Here is a 21,253-nt window from a genome sequence, read left to right as displayed (position 1 = left end):
TGCGCGTCGACACGGGGGCCGTCCCGACCGGGGGAGGTCAGCCGGGCGGGTGGGGCTGAGCGCGGCGGACGACCGAGCGGACCACGTCGACCAGCGCCTCCGGTGCGTCGTGCTGGACGAAGTGCCCGGTGCCGGGAAGCACCCGCACCTCGACGCCGAGCAGGTCGTGCAGAGCCCAGGCCGCGCGGTGGCGCGCGGGAGGTGAGAGCTCACCCACGGTCACGACCACCGGCCCCTGCCCGGGGTGCGGCGCGGCGGGCTCGAAGCGGCGGAACATCGCGAGGTCGCGCGCGACCGCGTCCGGGTCGGCGGGCGCCATGGCCGGCGTCCACGACGGCCCGTAGAGCGCGGCACCGAAGCCGGGGACGCCCCCGGAGGCGAACCCGGCGACGACGTGGTCGAGCAGGCCGGGGACCAAGGACCCGACGGCCGGCTCGTGCAGGACCGCCGCGGCCAGGGGGCGGTCCGTCGCGGCGAGCGCCAGACCGAGGGTCGCGCCACCGGAGACGCCCACGACGACCGCGCCGTCCGCGTCGTCGGCCAGCGCGGCGAGCTCGGTGCCGAGGGTGCCGCTGCTCGCGCGGTCGGGGGTGACGAGGTCGAGGTCGTCCTCGCGCAGGAGACCGCGGACCCGGTCCCACACGCGGGACGTCGTCGCTGCTCCGTGCACGAGGAGCACGCGGGTGGTCGCCATGGCGTGAGCGTAGGCGGCGTCCCAGGTCAGACACGCAAGCGTTACCTATGTCTCGAATGTCCGAAACATCGCGCTCCTAGCCTCCCGTCATGGATACGCGAGCGGATACGGCTCTGGATACGCAGCGGCCACGCGCATGACCACCGACGCCGTCGCCCGTGCCCGCGGTCGGGTGGGCAAGCCCGCCGCGCTCCTCGAGGTGCGCAGCCTGTCCAAGCGCTTCGGCGAGGTGCAGGCCAACTGGGACGTGGACCTCACCGTCCTGCCCGGCACCGTGCACGGCCTGATCGGGGAGAACGGGGCCGGCAAGAGCACGTTGCTCAAGATGATCTACGGCGTCTACACGCCCGACGAGGGACGCATGTTCGTCGACGGCGCCCCGGTGTCGCCAGGCAGCCCCGCCGACGCACGCGCGCTCGGCATCGGCATGGTGTTCCAGGACCTGCGACTGGTACCCGCACTCACGGTCGCCGAGAACATCGCCCTCGCGCTCCCCGACGGGCCGACGCTGCGCCTCGCGCGCCTGGCTGCGCGGATCACCGAGGCGTCGGAGGCGTACGGGCTCGCCGTCGACCCGTCCGCGCAGGTCCGCCACCTGTCCATCGGCGAGCGGCAGCGGGCGGAGATCCTCAAGGTCCTCATGACCGGTGCGCGGCTGGTCATCCTCGACGAGCCCACGAGCGTGCTGGCGCCGCAGGAGGTCGAGGCGCTGTTCGGCGTCGTCGCGCAGCTGCGCGACCGGGGCCTGGGCGTGGTGCTGGTGACGCACAAGCTGGGCGAGGTCCGCGCGATCGCCGACCAGGTCACGGTGCTCCGCGGCGGGCAGGTGATCCTCAACGCCGAGGATCCCGGGAACTTCTCCGACGCCGAGCTGGTCGAGGCGATGGTCGGCCGGCGGGTGCCGCCGCTCGCGGTGGAGCGCGTCGCGGTGCCGCCGCGCGAGCGTGCCGTGCTGGAGCTGCGGGGCGCCACGGCGCTCGGCGACCGCGGGCACGTCGCGCTCAAGGGGGTCGACCTCGACGTGCACCCGGGCGAGCTGGTGGGCGTCGCCGGGGTCGCCGGGAGCGGGCAGAAGGAGCTGTGCGAGGTCGCGCTCGGGCTGCGGCCGGTGACCTCGGGTTCGGTCCGGGTGGACGACACCGGCGGCGGCGCGGTCGCGGTGCCGGAGGACCCCGTCGCCGACTCGGTGGTGCCCGGGCTGACCGTGCTGGAGCACATGGTGCTCGACGGGCGGGCGGTGCCGCGGCGTGGGCTCGGGATCGACTGGCCGGCCGTGGGTGCCCGGACGGCGGTGCTCGACGAGCGCGTCGGGCTGCACATGGCGCCCACCAAGCGGACGCTCTCGTCGCTGTCGGGCGGCAACATCCAGCGCGTCGTGCTCACGCGGGAGCTGGGTCAGGACGCGTCGCTCGTCGTCGCCGCCTACCCGAGCCGCGGGCTGGACGTCGCGAACACCCGGCGCACGCAGGAGCTGCTGCTCCAGCACCGGGCGCGCGGCGCGGGCGTGCTCATGGTCTCGGAGGACCTCGACGAGCTCATCGCGGTGGCCGACCGGATCGCCGTCATGCACGACGGGCACCTGGTCGGGGTCGTCGACACCGCCGGTGCCGACCGGATGTCCATCGGACGACTGATGCTCGGAGGCGTGGCATGAGCCAGGACGTGACGAAGGAGGCACCCGCGCTGCCCGCTCCCGCGCCACCGGTCGAGCGCTCGCGCCGGCTGCTGACCAGGGGTACCGCACTCCTGCGCTGGCTCGGTGCGCTCATCGCTGGGCTCGTGGTGTTCGGGGCGTTCGTGCTGGCCAACGGCGCCGACCCGTTCGCGGTCTACGCCGACATCTGGACGTCCACCCTCACACAGCCGGGGCAGTTCCAGCAGATCGTGCTGCGGGCCGCACCCATCGCGCTGGCCGGGCTGGCCGTCGTCGTCCCCGCGCGTGCCGGCCTGGTGAACGTCGGCGGTGAGGGGCAGCTCATCATCGGCGCTGTCGCGGCGGCCGGTGTCGCGCTCTGGCTCACCCCGGTCGCGTCACCGTGGCTGGTGATGCTGCTCATGGTCGTGGCCGCGGTGGTGGCGGGCGCTGCCTGGGCGGGGATCGCCGCGGCGATGCGGCTCGTCGTCAAGGTGAACGAGGCCGTCACCACGCTGCTGCTCAACTACGTCGCCCTGTACTCGATGCTCTTCCTCATCCTCGGCCCCTGGAAGGACCCGGCGGCCCTCGGGCAGTCCACGAGCGTGGAGCTGCACGACGCGATGAAGCTCCCGGTGTTCGCCGGGACCGCGATCCACGTCGGGGTGGTGCTCGCGGTGGTCGCGGCCGGAGCCGTGTGGTTCGCGCTGACGCGGACCACGTGGGGCTTCCGGCTCTCCGTGGTGGGCGGCAACGCGGAGGCGGCCCGCCGGGCCGGCCTGCCGGTCGTCACGCTGCTGCTCACCGCACTGCTCATCGGTGGCGCGCTGGCCGGGCTGGCGGGCTTCATCCAGCTCGCCGGGATGGAGTACAAGCTGCGGCCGACCTTCGGCCTGACCATCGGCTACGTCGCGTTCCTGGCCAGCTGGCTGTCGCGGCACAAGCCCCTGCCGCTGCTGGTCGCGTCGCTGGTGCTCGCGGCGATCGCGGTGTCCGGCAACAGCCTCCAGATCGGCTCGGGCCTGCCGGCCGCGAGCGTCAACATCCTCATGGGCCTGGTGCTGCTGGCCGTCCTCGGCTGGACCAGCCCGCGGAAGGTGCGCTCGTGATCATCGACATCCTGGCCGGGGCGGTCCGCGGCGGCACGTCCATCATGTACGCGGGCCTGGGGGAGACGATCTCCGAGCGCGGCGGCGTCATCAACCTCGGCACCGAGGGAGCGATGCTCCTCGGAGCCCTCGGCGGGTACGCGGTGACGGCCGAGACGGGCAACCCGTGGCTCGGCGTCCTGGGCGGCGCGCTGGCCGGTGCGCTGCTGAGCCTGACGCACGCGGTCCTCGTGGTGAGCCGGCGCGCCAACCAGTTCGCCAGCGGCCTCACGCTCTACTTCCTCGCGCTCGGCGTGACGGCGCTGTTCGGCGTCGGCTACGTGAGCCGGCAGATCAACGCGTTCACCCCGGTGCCGGTGCCGGGGCTGAGCGAGATCCCGGGCCTCGGCCCGATCCTGTTCGACCACGACCCGCTGGTGTACCTCGCGTACGTCGCGGCGCCCGTCATCTGGTGGGTGCTGTTCCGCACCCGCGTCGGCCTGCTGGTCCGCACGGCCGGGGAGCGCACAGAGGCGCTCGAGGTGCACGGGTACTCGGTGAAGGCCGTCCGCTACTGCGCGACCGTCGCGGGCGGTGCGCTGGCCGGCATCGGTGGCGCGCACATCTCCATCGCGTACGCCAACAGCTGGTTCGAGAACATGATCGCCGGTCGAGGGTTCATCGCGGTGGCCCTCGTGATCTTCGCGATGTGGAACCCGATCCGGATCATGGCCGGCGCGTACCTGTTCGGTGCCGCCCTGTCGCTGGCGTCCGTGCTGCAGACCTCGGGCATCGCCGTGAACCAGTTCGCGCTGAACGCCGTGCCGTTCGTGCTCACCCTCGTGGTCCTGGCCGTGCTGGGCCGGCGCACGATGCTCGCCGCCCCGGACGAGCTGCTCAAGGTGTTCGACAACAGCCGCACCACCTGACGGTCCCCGCCCCCTTGAACGGAAGGTCCACCATGCGCATCTCCCGAACTGCACGCGTGTGTCTCGTCGCGGCGGTGGTCGCGGTCCTCGCCGCGTGCAGCCCCGCCGTCAGCGCCCCGGAGGGCGACGGCTCCGCGCCCGCCGGTGACTCGGCACCCGGAGCCGGTGCCACGACCGTCGGCGTCATCGCCGTCGGACCGAAGGACGACTTCGGCTACAACCAGGCGGTCTTCCAGGGCGTCGAGGCGCTGCGCGAACAGTTCCCCGACCTGGACGTCCTCGAGGCGTACAACATCCCCGAGGACGACACCGCCGCCACGACGATGGAGAGCATGGTCGCGCAGGGGGCGACGATCATCTTCGCCACCAGCTACGGGCACCTGGACGCCGCCAAGCAGGTGGCCGAGGCGCACCCCGAGGTGGTCGTCGTCCACCAGGGCGGGCTGCTCGACCCCGTGCCCGCCAACATGGGCACGTACTTCGGCAGCGTGTTCGAGCCGGTGTACCTGGCGGGCATCGCCGCGGGCGCCGCGACCCAGACGGGCAAGCTCGGGTACGTCTACGCCATCCCGATCCCGCAGACGCTCGCCAACATCAACGCGTTCACGCTCGGTGCCCAGTCGGTGCGGCCCGACGTCGACGTCACCGCGGTGTCGACGACCAGCTGGTGCGACCCGGCCACGCAGGCCGACCGGGTGGCGTCGCTGCTCAGCTCCGGGGTCGACGTGATGACGCAGCACCAGGACTGCACGAAGACGATCATCGAGGCGACCGAGGCCGCGGGCGCGTTCACCGTCGGGTACCACGCCGACGCGTCGTCGCTGGCGCCCGAGGGATGGCTCACGGGGTCGGAGTGGGACTGGGGTCCGCTGTACACGGACATCGTGCAGACGGCGATCGACGGCGACTTCACGGGCAGCGAGTACAACGCCAACTACCGCGCGAACATGGCCAGCGGCGCCAACCCGTTCGTCGCCTCGGCCTTCGGGTCCAGCGTGACCGAGGAGACCAAGGCGCTCATCGCCGCCGCGGCCGCGGACCTCGAGGCGGGTGGCAGCCCCTTCGCCGGGCCGGTCACCGCGCAGGACGGGACCGTCACGGTTCCCGAGGGTGAGACCCCGCCGATCGAGACCATCGAGCAGATGGACTACTTCGTGCAGGGCGTGACAGGCACAGTCTCCTGATCCCGGCGGGGGCCGGTGCGCCGGCCCCCGCCTCCACCTGGAGGGGCACCATGCACGTCACCGGCACCACGCCGTACCCCTGGCCGTACGACGGCGACCTCGCCGGGAGCGGCACCGCACTGCTCGTCGTCCTGCCCAGCGGCGTCGAGCCGCCGGAGGCCACCGAGCCGCTCGCCGCCGCGGTGCGCGCCGCGGGCGGCACGGTCGTCGTCGTGCGCACGACGGCCCCTGCCCCCGGCGCCCTGCGCCCACCCGGCATCCCGTCGGAGGCCGCGGCCGGCGTCGCGGACCTCGACCTGACCGCCGGCGGTGTCGACGGGTTCTACGCCAGCGACCTCGACCTCGTGCTCCGCACCGGCAGGATCCGCCGCCTGCTGCTCGCGGGTGTGGGTCTGGAGACCTGCGTGCACTCCACGATGCGCGACGCCAACGACCGCGGCTACGAGTGCCTCCTGGTCCTCGACGCGTGCGTCCCGATCGACCCCGACCTGGTGACCGCGTCGGTGTCGAGCATCGAGATGTCGGGCGGCATCTTCGGCGCCGTCGGCACCAGCGCCGACGTCATCGCCGCCCTGACCACCGTCCCCGAGCCTCTGGGAGCCCTGCGATGACCGAGCAGCTGACCACCACCACCACCACCACCTTCGGTCCCGTCGAGGCCGACCCCTACGCCTGGCCGTACGACGGCACGTTCTCCGCGGCCACCACCGCCGTGCTGAACATCGACTGGCAGCGCGACTTCTGCGGCCCCGGCGGCTACGTCGACGCGATGGGCTACGACCTGGCGCTCACCCGCGCGGGCCTGGCCCCGACGGCGGCGATGCTCGCGGTCGCCCGTGAGCTCGGGTTCCACATCCTGCACACGCGCGAGGGCCACCGCCCGGACCTGTCGGACCTGCCGGCGAACAAGCTGTGGCGCTCGCGGCGGATCGACGCGGGCATCGGGGATCTCGGCCCGTGCGGTCGCATCCTCACGCGCGGGGAGCCCGGGTGGGAGATCGTCCCCGAGGTCGCGCCGCTGCCGGGCGAGCTGGTCATCGACAAGCCCGGCAAGGGCTCGTTCTACGCCACCGACCTGGACCTGATCCTGCGCAGCCGGGGGATCACGCACATCATCCTCACCGGCATCACGACCGACGTCTGCGTGCACACCACCATGCGTGACGCCAACGACCGCGGGTACGAGTGCCTGCTGCTGTCGGACTGCACGGGTGCCACGGACTACGGCAACTACCTGGCGGCGCTGAAGATGGTGACGATGCAGGGCGGGGTGTTCGGCGCGGTCGCGGACTCGGCGGCCCTCCTGGCGTCGCTGGCGAACCCGGTCGCCACCTGACCCGCGCGCCGGCGACGTCCTGCCTGGTGGGACGACGCTTCCGCCGGTGGGGGCCGCGACCATGCCCTGAGTGACGACGGCTGGACCCGACGCGGCACCGACGGCTCGGTCGCCACGGCGGAGCGTGTCCGATCCCTCCTGCTCTCAGCAATTCGCCCGTATCGCTTGCTGCAAGTTGCTGCAAGCGGATACGGTCGGCGACACCTGCCCCGCACATCGACGTGCGGGGAGACGAAGGAGTCGCCATGTCGCCCGCCGACGCCCCCGTCCGTCCCCTCTCCCGAGCGCTCGCTGCGCTGACCGCCGTCGCGGTCGCCGGCGTCGGGCTCGTGGCCGTCGTCGCATCGCCGTCCGTCGCCGCCGACCGCACGGTCGCGCTGGTCGGCTCGCTGCAGAGCGAGCTCGGCTGCGCCGACGACTGGCAGCCCGCGTGCGCCGAGACCGAGCTCGCCCCGACCGGCACGGCAGGCGTGTACGCCGCCGACTTCACGGTCCCGGCAGGCAGCTACGAGTACAAGGTCGCCATCGACGACAGCTGGGACGAGGCCTACGGGAAGGACGGCGGGGACGCGAACATCCCGCTCGTCGTCGCGGGCCCCTCCAGCCTGCGGTTCACGTACGACGACACCACGCACCGCATCGCGCTGACCCCGCTCGAGCTGGGCGGCGAGTACACCCCGGCGGACGACGCCCTCGTCGCGGACCCGGTGCGTGACCCGGGCGCGGACGAGCAGTTCTACTTCGTCATGACCGACCGGTTCGCGGACGGCGACGACACCAACGACACCGGCGGGCTCACGGGCGACCGGCTGGTCACGGGCTTCGACCCCACGAACAAGGGCTTCTACGAGGGCGGCGACCTGGCCGGCCTGCACGAGAAGCTCGACTACATCGAGGGCCTCGGGACGACGGCGATCTGGCTGACCCCGTCGTTCAAGAACCGGCCCGTGCAGGGCTCGGGCGCGAACGCGTCGGCCGGGTACCACGGGTACTGGGTCACCGACTTCACGCAGATCGACCCGCACCTGGGCACCAACGCGGAGCTGGAGGCGCTGATCGCCGACGCCCACGCGCGCGGCATCGACGTCTACTTCGACATCATCACGAACCACACGGCCGACGTCATCGACTACGCCGAGGGCCAGTACTCGTACGTCGACAAGGCGACGCGGCCGTACAAGGACTCCGCCGGCGCGCCGTTCGACCCGGACACCTACGCGGGCACGGACACCTTCCCGACGCTGGACCCGGCGACGTCCTTCCCGTACACCCCGGTCATCGACCCCGCGGACGCGGACGTCAAGGTCCCCGCCTGGCTGAACGACCCGACGCTCTACCACAACCGCGGCAACTCGACGTGGTCGGGGGAGTCGGTGACCTACGGCGACTTCGACGGTCTCGACGACCTGATGACCGAGCACCCGAGCGTGGTCGACGGGTTCGTGGACGTGTACAACCAGTGGGTCGACCTGGGCGTCGACGGCTTCCGCATCGACACCGCCAAGCACGTCAACTTCGAGTTCTGGGAGAAGTTCACGACGGGCGTCCGCGACCACGCGGCGGCGATCGGCAACGACGACTTCTTCATGTTCGGCGAGGTCTACGACGCCGACCCGGTCAAGCTCGCGCCGTACCTGCGCGACAGCGACATGAACGCGGTCCTCGACTTCACGTTCCAGTCGGCGGCCAGCAACTACGCCAAGGGCTTCACGGCGGGCGGGCTCACGTCGCTGTACGCGGGCGACGACCGGTACACGACACCGACGACGAACGCGCAGGCCCTGCCCACGTTCCTCGGCAACCACGACATGGGACGCATCGGGTACTTCGTCAAGGACGCGGGCAACCCGGAGCAGCGCTCGGAGCTCGCGCACTCGCTGATGTACCTCACGCGCGGCCAGCCCGTCGTCTACTACGGCGACGAGCAGGGCTTCGCCGGCACGGGTGGCGACAAGGACGCCCGCCAGTCGCTGTTCGCGACGCAGGTGGACGAGTACGCGAACCAGAACCTCCTCGACGGCACCCTCGCGGGCTCCGTCGACCGGTACGACACGGACTCCGCCCTGTACGAGCACATCGCCGAGCTGGCCGCGCTCCGCAGCGCGCACCCGGCGCTGCGCACGGGTGCTCAGATCGAGCGGTACGCCGACGGCCCGGTCTACGCGTTCAGCCGCGTCGACACGCAGGAGAAGGTCGAGCACCTCGTCGCGACGAACAACGGCACCGCCCCGGCGACCGTCACGATCGACACCCTGACGCCGGGCGCGACGTTCGCGCCGCTGTACGGGACGTCGACGACCGTGACGGCGGGCGCGGACGGGACCGTCTCCGTGACGATCCCTGCCCTGAGCGCGATCGTGCTGAAGGCGGGCGCCACCGTCGGCGCACCGGCCACCGCCGGCGACCTGACCCTGACCGCACCGGCCCCCGGCGCCGGCCTGACGGGCGACGTCGCGGTGACCGCGGACGTGGCCGACGACGTGTGGAGCCAGACGTCGTTCGCCTACCGGGTGCTCGGCGACGACGACTGGACACCGCTCGGGACCGCGGAGACGACGTCGCCGCGCGTGTTCCACACGATCGCGGACCTGCCCGACGGTGCTGTCGTCGAGTACCGCGCGGTCACCGTCGACGCCGCGGGCCAGAAGTCCGCCGCGTCCACGTTCGGCGGCGTCGGGGGAGCGATCAACGGTGTGGTCGACCCCGGCCCAGACCCGGGTGAGGACCTCTTCGTCACCGTCCCCGGCAGCCACAACGCCGCGATGGGCTGCCCGGGCGACTGGCAGCCGGACTGCGAGGAGGCCCAGCTGACCAAGCGCGACGACGGCGTCTACGCGGGCACGTTCACGATCCCCGCCGGCAGCTACGAGTACAAGGTCGCCGTCGGCGGCTCGTGGGACGAGAACTACGGTGCGGGCGGCGCACCCGGTGGCGCGAACGTCGCGTACACCGTCGCGACGACCGGTCCGGTGACGTTCTACTACGACGCATCGACGCACTACTTCACGTCGACCGCGCAGGGTCCGATCCTCACGGTCCCGGGATCGCACAACAGCGAGGTCGGGTGTGCCGGTGACTGGGCGCCCGAGTGCATGGCGACGTGGCTGCAGGACCTCGACGGGGACGGCACCTACACGTTCACGACCGACGCGCTGCCCGAGGGCGCGTACGAGGCCAAGGTGGCGCACAACCTCAGCTGGGACGAGAACTACGGCGCGGGCGGTGTGCCCGGCGGTGCGAACATCCCGTTCAGCGCACCGGGCGGCAAGCCGGTGACGTTCTCCTACGTCCTGGCCACGCACGTCCTGACCGTCGAGGTGACCGACCCGCCGCTGCCCGGCACGGGGGAGGCGCGCGCGCACTGGATCGACGCGCGGACCATCGCGTGGCCGGCCGCCTGGGCGCCGACCCCGGCGACCAGCACCTTCACGCTGCACGGTTCGCCGACCGGTGGGCTGTCCGTGGGTGACCTCGGCGACGGTGACCCCGTGGCGCTCTCGTACGACGCCGCCGGGCTCACCGAGGCGCAGCTCGACCGGTTCCCGGCGCTCGCGGGCTACGTCGCCCTGCGCGTGCCCGACGGCACACCCGTCGCGGAGCTCCTGCGGGGTGCGCTCCTGGTCACCCAGGCCGCGGCCGACGGGACCTACCAGGCCGCGACCGGGGTCCAGATCCCGGGCGTGCTGGACGACGTGTACGCCGCCAAGGCCGTCAAGCGCACGCTCGGCGCGACCTGGACGAAGGGTGTCCCGTCGCTGGCCCTCTGGGCGCCGACCGCCCAGAAGGTCGACCTGCTCGTCGCCGACCAGCGCGTGGCAGCGAAGCGGCAGTCCGACGGCTCCTGGACGGTGGACGGGAAGAAGTCGTGGAAGGGCGCCGAGTACCTCTGGGAGGTCACGGTGTACGCGCCGACGACCGACCAGGTCGAGGTCAACCGGGTCACGGACCCGTACTCGGTGGCGCTCACGCTGAACTCCACGCACTCGGTGCTCGTGGACCTCGCCGACAAGGCGTTCCGCCCGCGCGGGTGGGAGAAGGCGAAGCAGCCGGTCGTGCGGCCCGTGGACCAGACGATCTACGAGCTGCACGTGCGGGACTTCTCGATCAACGACCTCACGGTTCCGGCCGCCGAGCGCGGCACGTACCTCGCGTTCGCCCGCGACGGCGACGGTCGCGCGCACCTGCGGGACCTCGAGAAGGCGGGCCTGACCACGGTCCACCTGCTGCCGACGTTCGACATCGCCTCGATCCAGGAGGACAAGGCGCTGCAGGAGACCCCGGACTGCGACCTCGCGTCGTTCGCGCCGGACTCCGACCAGCAGCAGGCGTGCGTGGCGGCCGTCGCCGACGCGGACGGCTTCAACTGGGGCTACGACCCGCTGCACTGGACGACCCCCGAGGGCTCGTACGCGGTGGACGCGCACGGCGGTGCCCGTGTGGCGGAGTTCCGCACGATGGTCGGGGCGCTGCACGCCGACGGTCTGCAGGTCGTGCTCGACCAGGTGTTCAACCACACCACCGCCAGCGGCCAGTCGCCGCAGTCGGTGCTGGACCGCGTGGTGCCCGGCTACTACCAGCGGCTCAACGCGGTGGGGAACGTCGAGACCTCCACGTGCTGCCAGAACATCGCCACCGAGCACGCGATGGCCGAGAAGGCGATGGTCGACTCGGTGGTGACGTGGGCCCGGGACTACAAGGTCGACGGCTTCCGGTTCGACCTCATGGGCCACCACTCGGTGGAGAACATGCAGGCCGTGCGGTCCGCCCTCGACAAGCTGACGCCGAAGAAGGACGGCGTCGACGGGAAGAGGGTCTACCTGTACGGCGAGGGCTGGAACTTCGGCGAGGTGGCCGACAACCGGCTCTTCACGCAGGCCACGCAGGGTCAGCTGGGCGGGACGGGGATCGGCACGTTCTCCGACCGGCTGCGCGACTCGGTCCGTGGCGGTGGCCCGTTCGACGAGAACCCGCGGATCCAGGGCTTCGGCTCCGGCGGCGGCACCGACCCGAACGGCGACCCGATCAACGGGTCGACGGCCGACCAGCTGGCCAGGGCGGCGCACGACGGCGACCTGGTCCGGCTCGGGATGGCGGGCAACCTGCGCGACTTCGCGTTCCTCAGCAGCGCGGGCACGGTCCAGACCGGGGAGGAGCTCGACTACAACGGCCAGCCGGCCGGGTACGCCGACTCGCCGGAGGAGGTCATCACCTACGTCGACGCCCACGACAACGAGACGCTGTGGGACTCGCTCACGTACAAGCTGCCGACGGACACCCCGATGGCGGACCGCGTGCGCATGAACACCGTCTCCCTGGCCACGACGGCCCTGGCCCAGACGCCGTCGTTCTGGCACGCGGGCGCCGACCTGCTGCGCAGCAAGTCGCTCGACCGGAACAGCTACAACTCGGGCGACTGGTTCAACCTGCTCGACCTGTCCGGCCAGGACAACGGCTTCGGCCGCGGTCTGCCCCCGGCGGCCGACAACGAGGCCAAGTGGTCGTTCCAGCAGCCGCTGCTGGCCGACCCGGCGCTCAAGCCCACCCCGGCGGACATCGCCACGGCGTCGAAGGCCGCGGACGACCTGCTGCGGCTGCGGTTCTCGACGCCGCTGTTCCGGCTCGGGTCCGCCGACCTGATCGAGCAGAAGGTCGGGTTCCCGGGCTCCGGCCCTGACGCCGATCCCGGGGTGGTCGTCATGACCATCGACGACGAGCCGGGCTGGGACCCGTCGACGCGGCGGTGGGTCAAGGACGTGGACAAGAAGCTGGACGGTGTCCTGGTCGTCGTCAACGCGTCCGACGAGGCGACCACCCAGACGGTGTCGTCGCTGGCCGGCCACAAGCTCTCCCTGTCGCCGGTCCAGGCGAAGGGGAGCGACCCGGTGGTCAAGGGCACGACCTGGGACAAGGCCACCGGTTCGGTGACGGTCCCGCCGCGCACCGTGGCGGTCCTGGTGGAGAACCGCTCCACCTGGGGCCACGGCCACGGCTGGTGGGACTCGGTCCGCAGCTGGTGGGGCACGCACCGCAGCTGACGGCTCCCTCGACGGGCCCGTGACCTCGGTCACGGGCCCGTCGTGCTGTCCGGTTCTGGACCGCGATAGGTTCGCGTCACGAAGCCAATCGGCCCGACGATCGTGAGATAACTGTGATGTTCACGCTCACATCGTGATGGATTCGTAATCATCTCCCCGTTCCCCTGGGTTTGACTTCGAGACTCGAAGAGAAGAAAGTGATCACCGCAGCGATCACCGGCACCGCCGGAGAACGCAGCCGGGACACCGGCCGAGGCAGCGCAGACGCTGACCCCGGCCGACGAACCCGAGCTCGTCAGGTCCGATCACCGGACCTCTCAACGATGAGAAGGAGCACAGCAATGCGACGGATCACCATCGCGGCAATGGGTGCGGTCGTCGCACTCGGACTGGCCGCCTGCTCGGGCAGCGGTGCCGGCAGCACCGACGACTCGTCGGGCGCCGCGGCAGACCCCGGCGACCTCACGGTCGGCGTCGCGATGCCGACGCAGACCTCCGAGCGCTGGATCGCCGACGGCGACGCGGTCGAGAAGGGTCTGAAGGAGGCCGGATACCAGGTCGACCTGCAGTTCGCCGGCGACGACATCCCGACCCAGCAGCAGCAGATCGACCAGATGATCACCAAGGGCGCCGACCTGCTGATCATCGCGTCGATCGACGGCACCGCGCTGGCCACCCAGCTGCAGGCCGCCGCCGACGCGAACATCCCGGTCATCGCGTACGACCGCCTGATCCGCGACAGCGAGAACGTCGACTTCTACGTCACGTTCGACAACTACAAGGTCGGCGTCCAGCAGGCGACGTCGCTGCTCGTCGGGCTCGGCGTGCTCAAGGCCGACGGCTCGAAGGGCGACGCCGCAGGCCCGTTCAACATCGAGCTCTTCGCGGGCTCGCTGGACGACAACAACGCGCACTTCTTCTACCAGGGCGCGATGGACACGCTGCAGGAGCACATCGACGCCGGCACGCTCGTCGTGAAGTCGGGCCAGACCGACATCGAGCAGGTCGCGACGCTGCGCTGGCTGCAGGAGACCGCGCAGAAGCGCATGGAGGACCTGCTCACGTCGACGTACTCCGACGGCAGCAAGGTGCAGGGCGTCCTGTCCCCGTACGACGGCCTGTCCCGCGGCATCATCACCGCGCTGCAGAACGCCGGCTACGGCCCGACCATCGCCCAGGGTCTGCCGATCGTCACCGGCCAGGACGCGGAGATCGCGTCGGTCAAGCTGATCAACGACGACGTCCAGTTCTCGACGATCTTCAAGGACACCCGCAAGCTCGCCGAGCAGGCCGTCGTCTCGGCGGAGTCCTTCCTCGCCGGTGAGGAGCCCGAGGCGAACGACACCGAGACGTACGAGAACGGCGTCAAGGTCGTCCCGTCCTTCCTGCTCGAGTCGGACATCGTCTACAAGGACAACATCCAGTCGCTCCTGATCGACTCGGGCTACTGGACCGAGGACCAGGTCGCCAGCGGCCAGGCCTGACCCGTACCGTCCTGACCCACGGTCGGCCGGCACCCACGCGGTGCCGGCCGGCCCGGGTCGCCCCATCAGCGAGGGGTGCCGACGGTGGCACCCTGCACGACGAAGGACGGTGGAAGCCCCATGGCCAACCCCATTCTCGAGATGCGAGCCATCACGAAGACCTTCCCCGGCGTCAAGGCGCTGCAGGACGTCTCGATGTCGGTCGAGCGTGGCGAGATCCACGCGATCTGCGGTGAGAACGGCGCCGGCAAGTCGACGCTGATGAAGGTGCTGTCGGGTGTGTACCCGCACGGCACGTACGACGGCTCGATCCTCTTCGAAGGGGAGGAGGTCGAGTTCGGGTCGATCAACGACTCCGAGTCCAAGGGCATCGTGATCATCCACCAGGAGCTCGCGCTGGTGCCCTTCCTCTCCATCGCGGAGAACATCTTCCTCGGCAACGAGCGCTCGCACCGCGGGCTGATCGACTGGAACGTCGCCAACTCCGAGGCGGCCGCCCTCCTGGCGCGCGTCGGGCTCGACGAGCTGCCGGTCACCCCGGTCGGCCAGCTGGGCGTCGGCAAGCAGCAGCTCGTCGAGATCGCCAAGGCGCTGTCCAAGCAGGTCAAGCTGCTGATCCTCGACGAGCCGACCGCCGCGCTCAACGACAACGACTCCGAGCACCTGCTCGGCCTCCTGCGCCAGCTCAAGGCGCAGGGCATGACGTCGATCATGATCTCCCACAAGCTCAACGAGATCGCCGAGATCGCCGACACCACGACGATCATCCGCGACGGCCGCACCGTCGAGACGCTCGACATGGTGGCCGACGAGGTCACCCAGGAGCGCATCATCCGCGGGATGGTCGGCCGCGACCTCGGGCACCGGTTCCCTCCGCACGAGTCGCACATCGGCGACGAGGTGCTGCGGATCGAGGACTGGACCGTGCACCACCCGACCGACCCCGGCCGGGTGGTCGTCGACAGTGCCAACCTCACCGTGCGCGCGGGTGAGATCGTCGGGCTCGCCGGGCTCATGGGCGCCGGGCGCACCGAGCTCGCGATGTCCGTGTTCGGGCGCTCCTACGGCAGCCACATCACCGGGAAGGTCTTCCTGCACGGCCAGGAGATCAACGTCGGCACCGTGTCCGAGGCGATCAACCACGGCATCGCGTACGCCACGGAGGACCGCAAGAAGTACGGCCTGAACCTCATCGAGGACATCCGGACCAACGTCTCCGCCGCGAACCTGTCGAAGGTGTCGCGCGGTGGCTGGGTGAACAGCAACGAGGAGATCAAGGTCGCCGAGAGCTTCCGCCAGAGCATGAACATCAAGGCGCCGACGGTGCTGGCGCTCACAGGGAAGCTGTCCGGCGGCAACCAGCAGAAGGTCGTGCTGAGCAAGTGGCTCTACACGGACCCGCAGGTGCTGATCCTCGACGAACCCACCCGCGGCATCGACGTCGGTGCCAAGTACGAGATCTACACCCTGATCAACCGCCTCGCCGAGGAGGGCAAGGCCGTTCTGGTCATCTCCTCGGAGCTGCCTGAGCTGCTCGGCATCTGCAACCGGATCTACACGCTCTCAGCCGGCCGGATCACCGGTTCGCTGCCGCGGGAGCAGGCGACTCAGGAGAACCTGATGGAGCTCATGACCAAGGAAAGGGACCAGGTTCGATGACCGCCATGGCAGGCCTGAAGGACCTCTTCACGAGGAACCTGCGCCAGAGTGGGATCTACGTCGCGTTCGTCGCGATCGTGGGTCTCTTCACCATCCTCACGGACGGGGTGCTGCTCAGCCCGGGCAACGTGACCAACATCGTCCTGCAGTACTCCTACATCCTGATCCTCGCGATCGGCATGGTCATCGTGATCATCGGCGGTCACATCGACCTGTCCGTCGGGTCGGTGGTCGCGCTCACGGGTGCCGTCTCGGCGGTGGTCGTCATCCAGCGGGGACTGCCCTGGTGGGTCGGCGTGCTCGCCGGGCTCGCCGTCGGGCTCCTGGTCGGGATGTGGCAGGGCTTCTGGGTCGCGTACGTCGGCATCCCGGCGTTCATCGTGACCCTGGCCGGCATGCTGCTCTTCCGCGGCATGACCCTGCAGGTGCTCGGCAACATCTCGCTGTCGCCGTTCCCGGCGGAGTACCAGAAGATCGCCGGCGGCTTCCTCAACGGGTTCCTGGGTGGCCAGGGGATCGACGTGTTCACCCTGCTCATCGGGGCGATCGCCGTGCTCGGGTACGCATTCAGCCAGTACCGCGCCCGGCTGGGCCGGATCAAGTACCAGCAGGTCGTCGAGACGATGCCGATCTTCGTCACGAAGCTCGTCCTGGTCGGCCTCGTCGGGATGGCCTTCACCTACCAGCTGTCCCGCAGCCGCGGCCTGCCGATCGTCCTGATCATCCTCGGCGTCCTGATCATCGCCTACCAGATCGTCACCACGAAGACCGTCTTCGGCCGCCACGTCTACGCGATCGGTGGCAACCTGTCCGCCGCGCAGCTGTCCGGCGTCAAGGTCAAGCACGTCAACTTCTGGATCTTCGTCAACATGGGCATCCTGTCCGCCGTCGCCGGGGTGGTCTACTCGTCCCGGTCCAACGGCGCCCAGCCGAGCGCCGGTGAGATGTTCGAGCTCGACGCCATCGCCGCGTGCTTCATCGGTGGCGCGTCGACCACGGGCGGCGTCGGCCGCGTGACCGGGGCGATGGTCGGTGGTCTGATCATGGCCGTCATGAGCAACGGCATGCAGCTCATGGGCATCGACCAGTCCGTGCAGCAGATGGTCAAGGGACTGGTCCTGCTCCTGGCCGTCGCGTTCGACATCTACAACAAGCGGCGCGCGGGCGCGGCGCGCTGACAGAAGGGCTCGTTGACCAGCACGGACGGGGCCCGCGGCTATGCTCGCGGGCGTGAGAGGGCGGGTTGCGATGTCAGGCTCGCAGTCCTCGCTCCGTGAGGCGAACCGCGCGCTGATCGTCGAGACGGTCCACCGGCACGGCGGGCTCACGCAGGTCGAGCTCGCCGGGTCGACGGGCCTGTCGGCGGCGACAGTCTCCACCATCGTCAAGGAGCTGCTCGCCGCCGGCGTGGTGGACACCCGCAACACCACCCGGAGCGGGCGTCGTGCCCAGATGGTCACGATCGCCCACCGGGTGGGGCTGGCCGTCGGCGTCCACATCGGCCCCCGGCACATGCGGATCGCGCTCGGCGACGTCATGAACGAGGTCGTGGCCGAGCAGACCCTCCCGCTGCCGAACGAGCACCGCCTCGACACGAGCCTCGACCGTGCGGCGCTGCTCGTGGCGGACCTGCTGGAACGGGTGGGGTCGACGCTCGACGAGGTCGTCGGCATCGGCATCGGCCTGCCCGCACCCGTCGACAGCGCCACCGGCATGGTCTCCGTGCGCGGCATCATGCGCGGCTGGGACGAGGTCCACGTCGGTCACGTCCTGTCGAAGCGGCTGGGCTGCCCGGTGTTCGTCGACAACGACGCGAACCTGGGTGCCCTCGCCGAGAGCACGCACGGTGCGTCCCGGGCGTACCGCGACTCCGTCTACGTGCGGGCGTCGCACGGCACCGGTGCCGGCATCGTGATCGGCGGCCAGGTGCACCGCGGGTTCGGCGGGACGGCCGGCGAGATCGGTCACGTGCAGGTGGACCCGCAGGGGGACATCTGCCGGTGCGGGAGCCGCGGGTGCCTCGACACCGTCGTCGGCGGTCCCGCCCTGCTCGAGCCGCTGCGGTCCAGCCACGGCACGCTCGCGCTGCGTGACGTGATCCAGCGGGCGATCGACGGCGACCCGGGCTGCGCCCGCGTCGTCGCGGACGCCGGCTCGATCATCGGTGAGGTGGTCTCCGGCCTGGCGACCGCGGTCAACCCGCAGTGCATCGTCGTCGGGGGAGAGCTCGCCGAGACGGGAGAGCTGCTGCTGGGCCCCCTGCGCGAGGCGATCCGCCAGCGGGTGCTGCTCAACCAGATCGCTCCGCTCGAGGTGGTCCCCGCCGAGCTCGGCCAGCGCGCGGAGGTCGTCGGCGCGCTGGAGCTCGTCCTGCGGTCCACCGACTTCGTGGTGCGGTCCGACGAGCAGGCGCGCTCCGCGGACGAGCGCGCGGGTGAAGAGGAGGCGACGCATTGACGCACGCACCGGTCGGGGTTTCACTGCACGTACGTGCCCAACGAGGAGCAGGTGAGGTCATGAGCGAGAACCCACGGGTCCCGCTGCTGTCCCTCCGGCAGATCAGCCTGCGGTTCGGCGCCGTCGAGGCGCTCGTCGGCGTCGACCTCGACGTGCACGCCCACCAGGTGGTGGCGCTCGTCGGCGACAACGGCGCCGGCAAGTCGACCCTCGCCAAGGTGATCTCGGGGGTGCTCACCCCCGACTCCGGCCTGATCGAGATCGACGGCGAGGAGCAGACGATCCCGTCGCCCTCCGCGGCGCACGCCCTCGGCATCGCGACGGTCTTCCAGGACCTCGCGCTGTGCGGCAACCTCGACGTGACGTCGAACATCTTCCTCGGCCGCGAGCTCACCGACGGCGCGCTGCTCGACGACGGCCGGATGGAGCAGATGGCACGCTCGATCCTGCGGGACCTCACGCTGCGGATCCCGTCGGTGCGCACCCCGCTGTCCGAGCTGTCCGCCGGGCAGCGGCAGGCGGTGGCGATCGCGCGCACCCTGATCGGCTCCCCGCGCCTGGTCGTCCTCGACGAGCCGACCGCGGCACTGTCCGTCGCCCAGACGGCCGAGGTCCTCACCTACATCGAGCGGCTGCGCGACCTCGGGCACGGCGTGATCCTCATCAGCCACAACATGAACGACGTCCGCGCGGTCTCGGACCGGATCGTCGTCCTGCGGCACGGTCGCAACAACGGGTCGTTCGACGCCGACACGGCCAGCTACGAGTCGATCCTCGCGGCGATCACCGGGGCGACGACGCAGGACAACGAGATGATGCGCCGGATGGCCGCGCTGCGCTGAGCACCGCACGCACGAAGGGCCCCCGACCAGTGACTGTCGGGGGCCCTTCGGCTGTGCCGGGTTGCGGAGACCGCGGCGGACGGTCGTGCCAGGGGCGTCAGCCCTTGACCGACCCGGACATGAGACCGCCGATGAAGTACTTCCCGAGCAGGACGTACACCAGCAGCGTGGGCAGCGACGCGAGCAGGGCGCCCGCCATCGAGATGCCGTAGTTGGTGAGCAGCGCACCGTTGGCCAGGTTGTTCAGGGCCAGGGTGACCGGGCCGTTCTGGCTGGAGGAGAAGAACACCGCGAACAGGAAGTCGTTCCAGGCCGAGGTGAACTGCCAGATGAGGACGACCACGAAGCTCGGGATCGAGATGGGCAGGACGACGGACCAGTAGGTCCGCAGCATCCCGGCACCGTCGACGCGGGCGGCCTCGACCAGCTCGTCGGGGATCGACATGTAGTAGTTGCGGAAGATGAGCGTCGTGATCGGCAGGCCGTAGATGACGTGCAGGATGATCAGCGACGGGACGCCCGACGGGATCCCGGCGCCGAGCATCAGCTGCAGCAGCGGGATCATCACGGCCTGGTAGGGGATGAACATCCCGAACAGGATCAGGGTGAAGACGATGTCCGCACCCTTGAAGCGCCAGCGTGCGAGCACGAAGCCGTTCATCGAGCCGAGGAACGACGAGATGATCGCGGCCGGGACGACCATCTGGAACGTGCGCCACAGCGACGGCGACAGCGCCTGCCACGCGCCGGTCCAGTTCTCCATGGTCCACACCTGCGGGAGGTTCCACGCGCGTGCGGGGGAGGCGTCGCCCTGGCCCTTGAAGCTGGTCACGATGAGCACGTAGACCGGGATCAGGACGAGCAGCGTGAAGAAGATGAGCAGGGCGTACTTGGCAGTCCGGCCCTTCGAGAAGCGGCTCGTTCCCTTCGCCGGCTCGAGGGTGAGCGGGGCGCCGAGGGGAGCCGTGAGCTCCGCGGGCGTGACGACGGTCATCAGTGCTTCTCCGTCCGGTTGAGGTGCACCAGGTACGGGACGATCAGCACCGCGACGATGACGAGCAGGATCGCGCCGACGGCTGCCGCGTTGGAGTAGTCGAAGCTCGACTTGAAGACGTACATGTCGATGGCGGGCACCTTGGTCTGGTAGTTCGCCGGCTTCGAGATCGACATGATCAGGTCGAACGCCTTGAGCGACATGTGACCCACGATGATCACCGCGGACAGGGCGACGGGGCTCAGCTGCGGGAAGATCACGTGGCGGTACATCTGCCAGGAGGTGGAGCCGTCCATGCGGGCGGCCTCGCGCAGCTCCTCGGGGACGCCCCGGAAGCCGGCCAGGAACAGCGCCATCACGTAGCCGGACAGCTGCCAGATCGCGGGGATGGCGATCGCCGCGATCCCCACGTCGACGTTGTTCCACCAGTTGTTCTGCAGGAACGGCAGGCCGATCATCTGGAACAGCCGGTTCAGCCCGGACGCGTCCTCGCCCTGGTTGGAGTTCAGCAGCCAGCGCCACACGACGCCGGACGCGACGAACGACACGGCCATCGGGAACAGGTAGATGGAGCGGAAGACACCCTCGAACCGCACCGGGCGGTCCAGCAGCCACGCCCAGAGGAACCCGAAGATCATCGTCCCCGCCAGGAAGACGACCGTGTAGATGACCAGGTTCTTCAGCGAGTGCTGGAACTCCTCGGAGCCGAACAGGTCGACGTAGTTCTGGAACCACACGAAGCTGACGGGCTCGCGTCCGTTCGCCTGGGCGGCGTTGTGGATGTCCTTCATCGACGTCGTCGCGTTGATGGTGAGGAGTCCGTAGACGAAGACGCCGAGCAGGATCAAGGTCGGCGAGATGAGCAGGAGGGGTGGGCCCCACCGGCGGATCTGTCGGGGCACGAGTGCCTCCTGAGTC

General features: G+C 70.4%; 15 protein-coding genes. 12 read left to right on the top strand and 3 right to left on the bottom strand.

All coding sequences use genetic code 11. The features are described 5' to 3' along the window. Positions 1 to 37 precede the first annotated feature (37 nt). On the bottom strand, positions 38 to 694 hold the full coding sequence (locus CTE05_RS00460) for an alpha/beta fold hydrolase (RefSeq protein ID WP_146844172.1): 657 nt from the start codon (positions 692 to 694) through the stop codon (positions 38 to 40). A gap of 136 nt (positions 695 to 830) precedes the next feature. On the opposite strand from CTE05_RS00460, the gene CTE05_RS00455 reads away from it, so the two are divergent. From CTE05_RS00455 to CTE05_RS00400, 12 genes are all read left to right on the top strand, one after another. Further along, positions 831 to 2,348: an ABC transporter ATP-binding protein gene (locus tag CTE05_RS00455; protein WP_146844171.1), complete on the top strand. Its 1,518-nt coding sequence runs from the start codon at positions 831 to 833 to the stop codon at positions 2,346 to 2,348. After that, positions 2,345 to 3,436, top strand: a complete 1,092-nt coding sequence (locus CTE05_RS00450; RefSeq protein ID WP_146844170.1) for an ABC transporter permease — start codon at positions 2,345 to 2,347, stop codon at positions 3,434 to 3,436. The genes CTE05_RS00455 and CTE05_RS00450 overlap by 4 nt, the downstream gene beginning before the upstream one ends. After that, positions 3,433 to 4,344 carry an ABC transporter permease gene (locus CTE05_RS00445; RefSeq protein WP_222595389.1) on the top strand — a complete coding sequence of 304 codons (912 nt, stop codon included), beginning with the start codon at positions 3,433 to 3,435 and terminating at the stop codon, positions 4,342 to 4,344. Before CTE05_RS00450 ends, CTE05_RS00445 begins: the two co-directional genes overlap by 4 nt. Before the next feature lie 32 nt (positions 4,345 to 4,376). After that, complete coding sequence (locus CTE05_RS00440) at positions 4,377 to 5,528, top strand: BMP family ABC transporter substrate-binding protein (protein WP_146844169.1); 1,152 nt, start codon at positions 4,377 to 4,379, stop codon at positions 5,526 to 5,528. A gap of 50 nt (positions 5,529 to 5,578) precedes the next feature. Next, positions 5,579 to 6,139: a cysteine hydrolase family protein gene (locus CTE05_RS00435; protein WP_146844168.1), complete on the top strand. Its 561-nt coding sequence runs from the start codon at positions 5,579 to 5,581 to the stop codon at positions 6,137 to 6,139. Further along, positions 6,136 to 6,864, top strand: coding sequence for a biuret amidohydrolase (biuH, locus tag CTE05_RS00430; protein WP_146844167.1), 729 nt, complete (start codon positions 6,136 to 6,138; stop codon positions 6,862 to 6,864). The genes CTE05_RS00435 and biuH overlap by 4 nt, the downstream gene beginning before the upstream one ends. A 245-nt stretch (positions 6,865 to 7,109) precedes the next feature. After that, the gene (gene pulA, locus CTE05_RS00425) at positions 7,110 to 12,899 is read left to right on the top strand and encodes a pullulanase-type alpha-1,6-glucosidase (protein ID WP_146844166.1); all 5,790 of its coding nucleotides are present in this window, start codon (positions 7,110 to 7,112) and stop codon (positions 12,897 to 12,899) included. A gap of 341 nt (positions 12,900 to 13,240) precedes the next feature. Then, positions 13,241 to 14,383: a multiple monosaccharide ABC transporter substrate-binding protein gene (chvE, locus tag CTE05_RS00420; RefSeq protein WP_146844165.1), complete on the top strand. Its 1,143-nt coding sequence runs from the start codon at positions 13,241 to 13,243 to the stop codon at positions 14,381 to 14,383. 120 nt (positions 14,384 to 14,503) lie between these two features. Continuing rightward, positions 14,504 to 16,042, top strand: coding sequence for a multiple monosaccharide ABC transporter ATP-binding protein (gene mmsA, locus CTE05_RS00415; protein ID WP_146844164.1), 1,539 nt, complete (start codon positions 14,504 to 14,506; stop codon positions 16,040 to 16,042). Next, positions 16,039 to 17,220: a multiple monosaccharide ABC transporter permease gene (gene mmsB / locus CTE05_RS00410; protein WP_146844163.1), complete on the top strand. Its 1,182-nt coding sequence runs from the start codon at positions 16,039 to 16,041 to the stop codon at positions 17,218 to 17,220. The genes mmsA and mmsB overlap by 4 nt, the downstream gene beginning before the upstream one ends. 70 nt (positions 17,221 to 17,290) lie before the next feature. After that, entirely contained in the window at positions 17,291 to 18,499 is a 1,209-nt protein-coding gene (locus CTE05_RS00405; RefSeq protein ID WP_146844459.1) for an ROK family transcriptional regulator, read from the top strand. Positions 18,500 to 18,558: 59 nt separating this feature from the next. Further along, positions 18,559 to 19,341 carry an ATP-binding cassette domain-containing protein gene (locus tag CTE05_RS00400; protein WP_146844162.1) on the top strand — a complete coding sequence of 261 codons (783 nt, stop codon included), beginning with the start codon at positions 18,559 to 18,561 and terminating at the stop codon, positions 19,339 to 19,341. Between the two features lie 97 nt (positions 19,342 to 19,438). Here the strand turns inward: CTE05_RS00400 and CTE05_RS00395 are convergent, their stop codons facing one another. Beyond that, positions 19,439 to 20,335 (bottom strand): carbohydrate ABC transporter permease, encoded by an 897-nt coding sequence (locus CTE05_RS00395; protein WP_146844161.1) that lies wholly within the window; start codon positions 20,333 to 20,335, stop codon positions 19,439 to 19,441. Next, positions 20,335 to 21,237, bottom strand: coding sequence for a carbohydrate ABC transporter permease (locus CTE05_RS00390; RefSeq protein WP_146844160.1), 903 nt, complete (start codon positions 21,235 to 21,237; stop codon positions 20,335 to 20,337). The genes CTE05_RS00395 and CTE05_RS00390 overlap by 1 nt, the downstream gene beginning before the upstream one ends. Positions 21,238 to 21,253 lie beyond the last annotated feature (16 nt).

The sequence above is a fragment of the Cellulomonas terrae genome, assembly GCF_007990265.1.
In the GTDB taxonomy this organism is placed as follows: Bacteria; Actinomycetota; Actinomycetes; order Actinomycetales; family Cellulomonadaceae; genus Cellulomonas; species Cellulomonas terrae.
The sequence above is the reverse complement of the archived record's forward strand: the minus strand, read 5'-3'. Positions and strand labels throughout refer to the sequence as shown.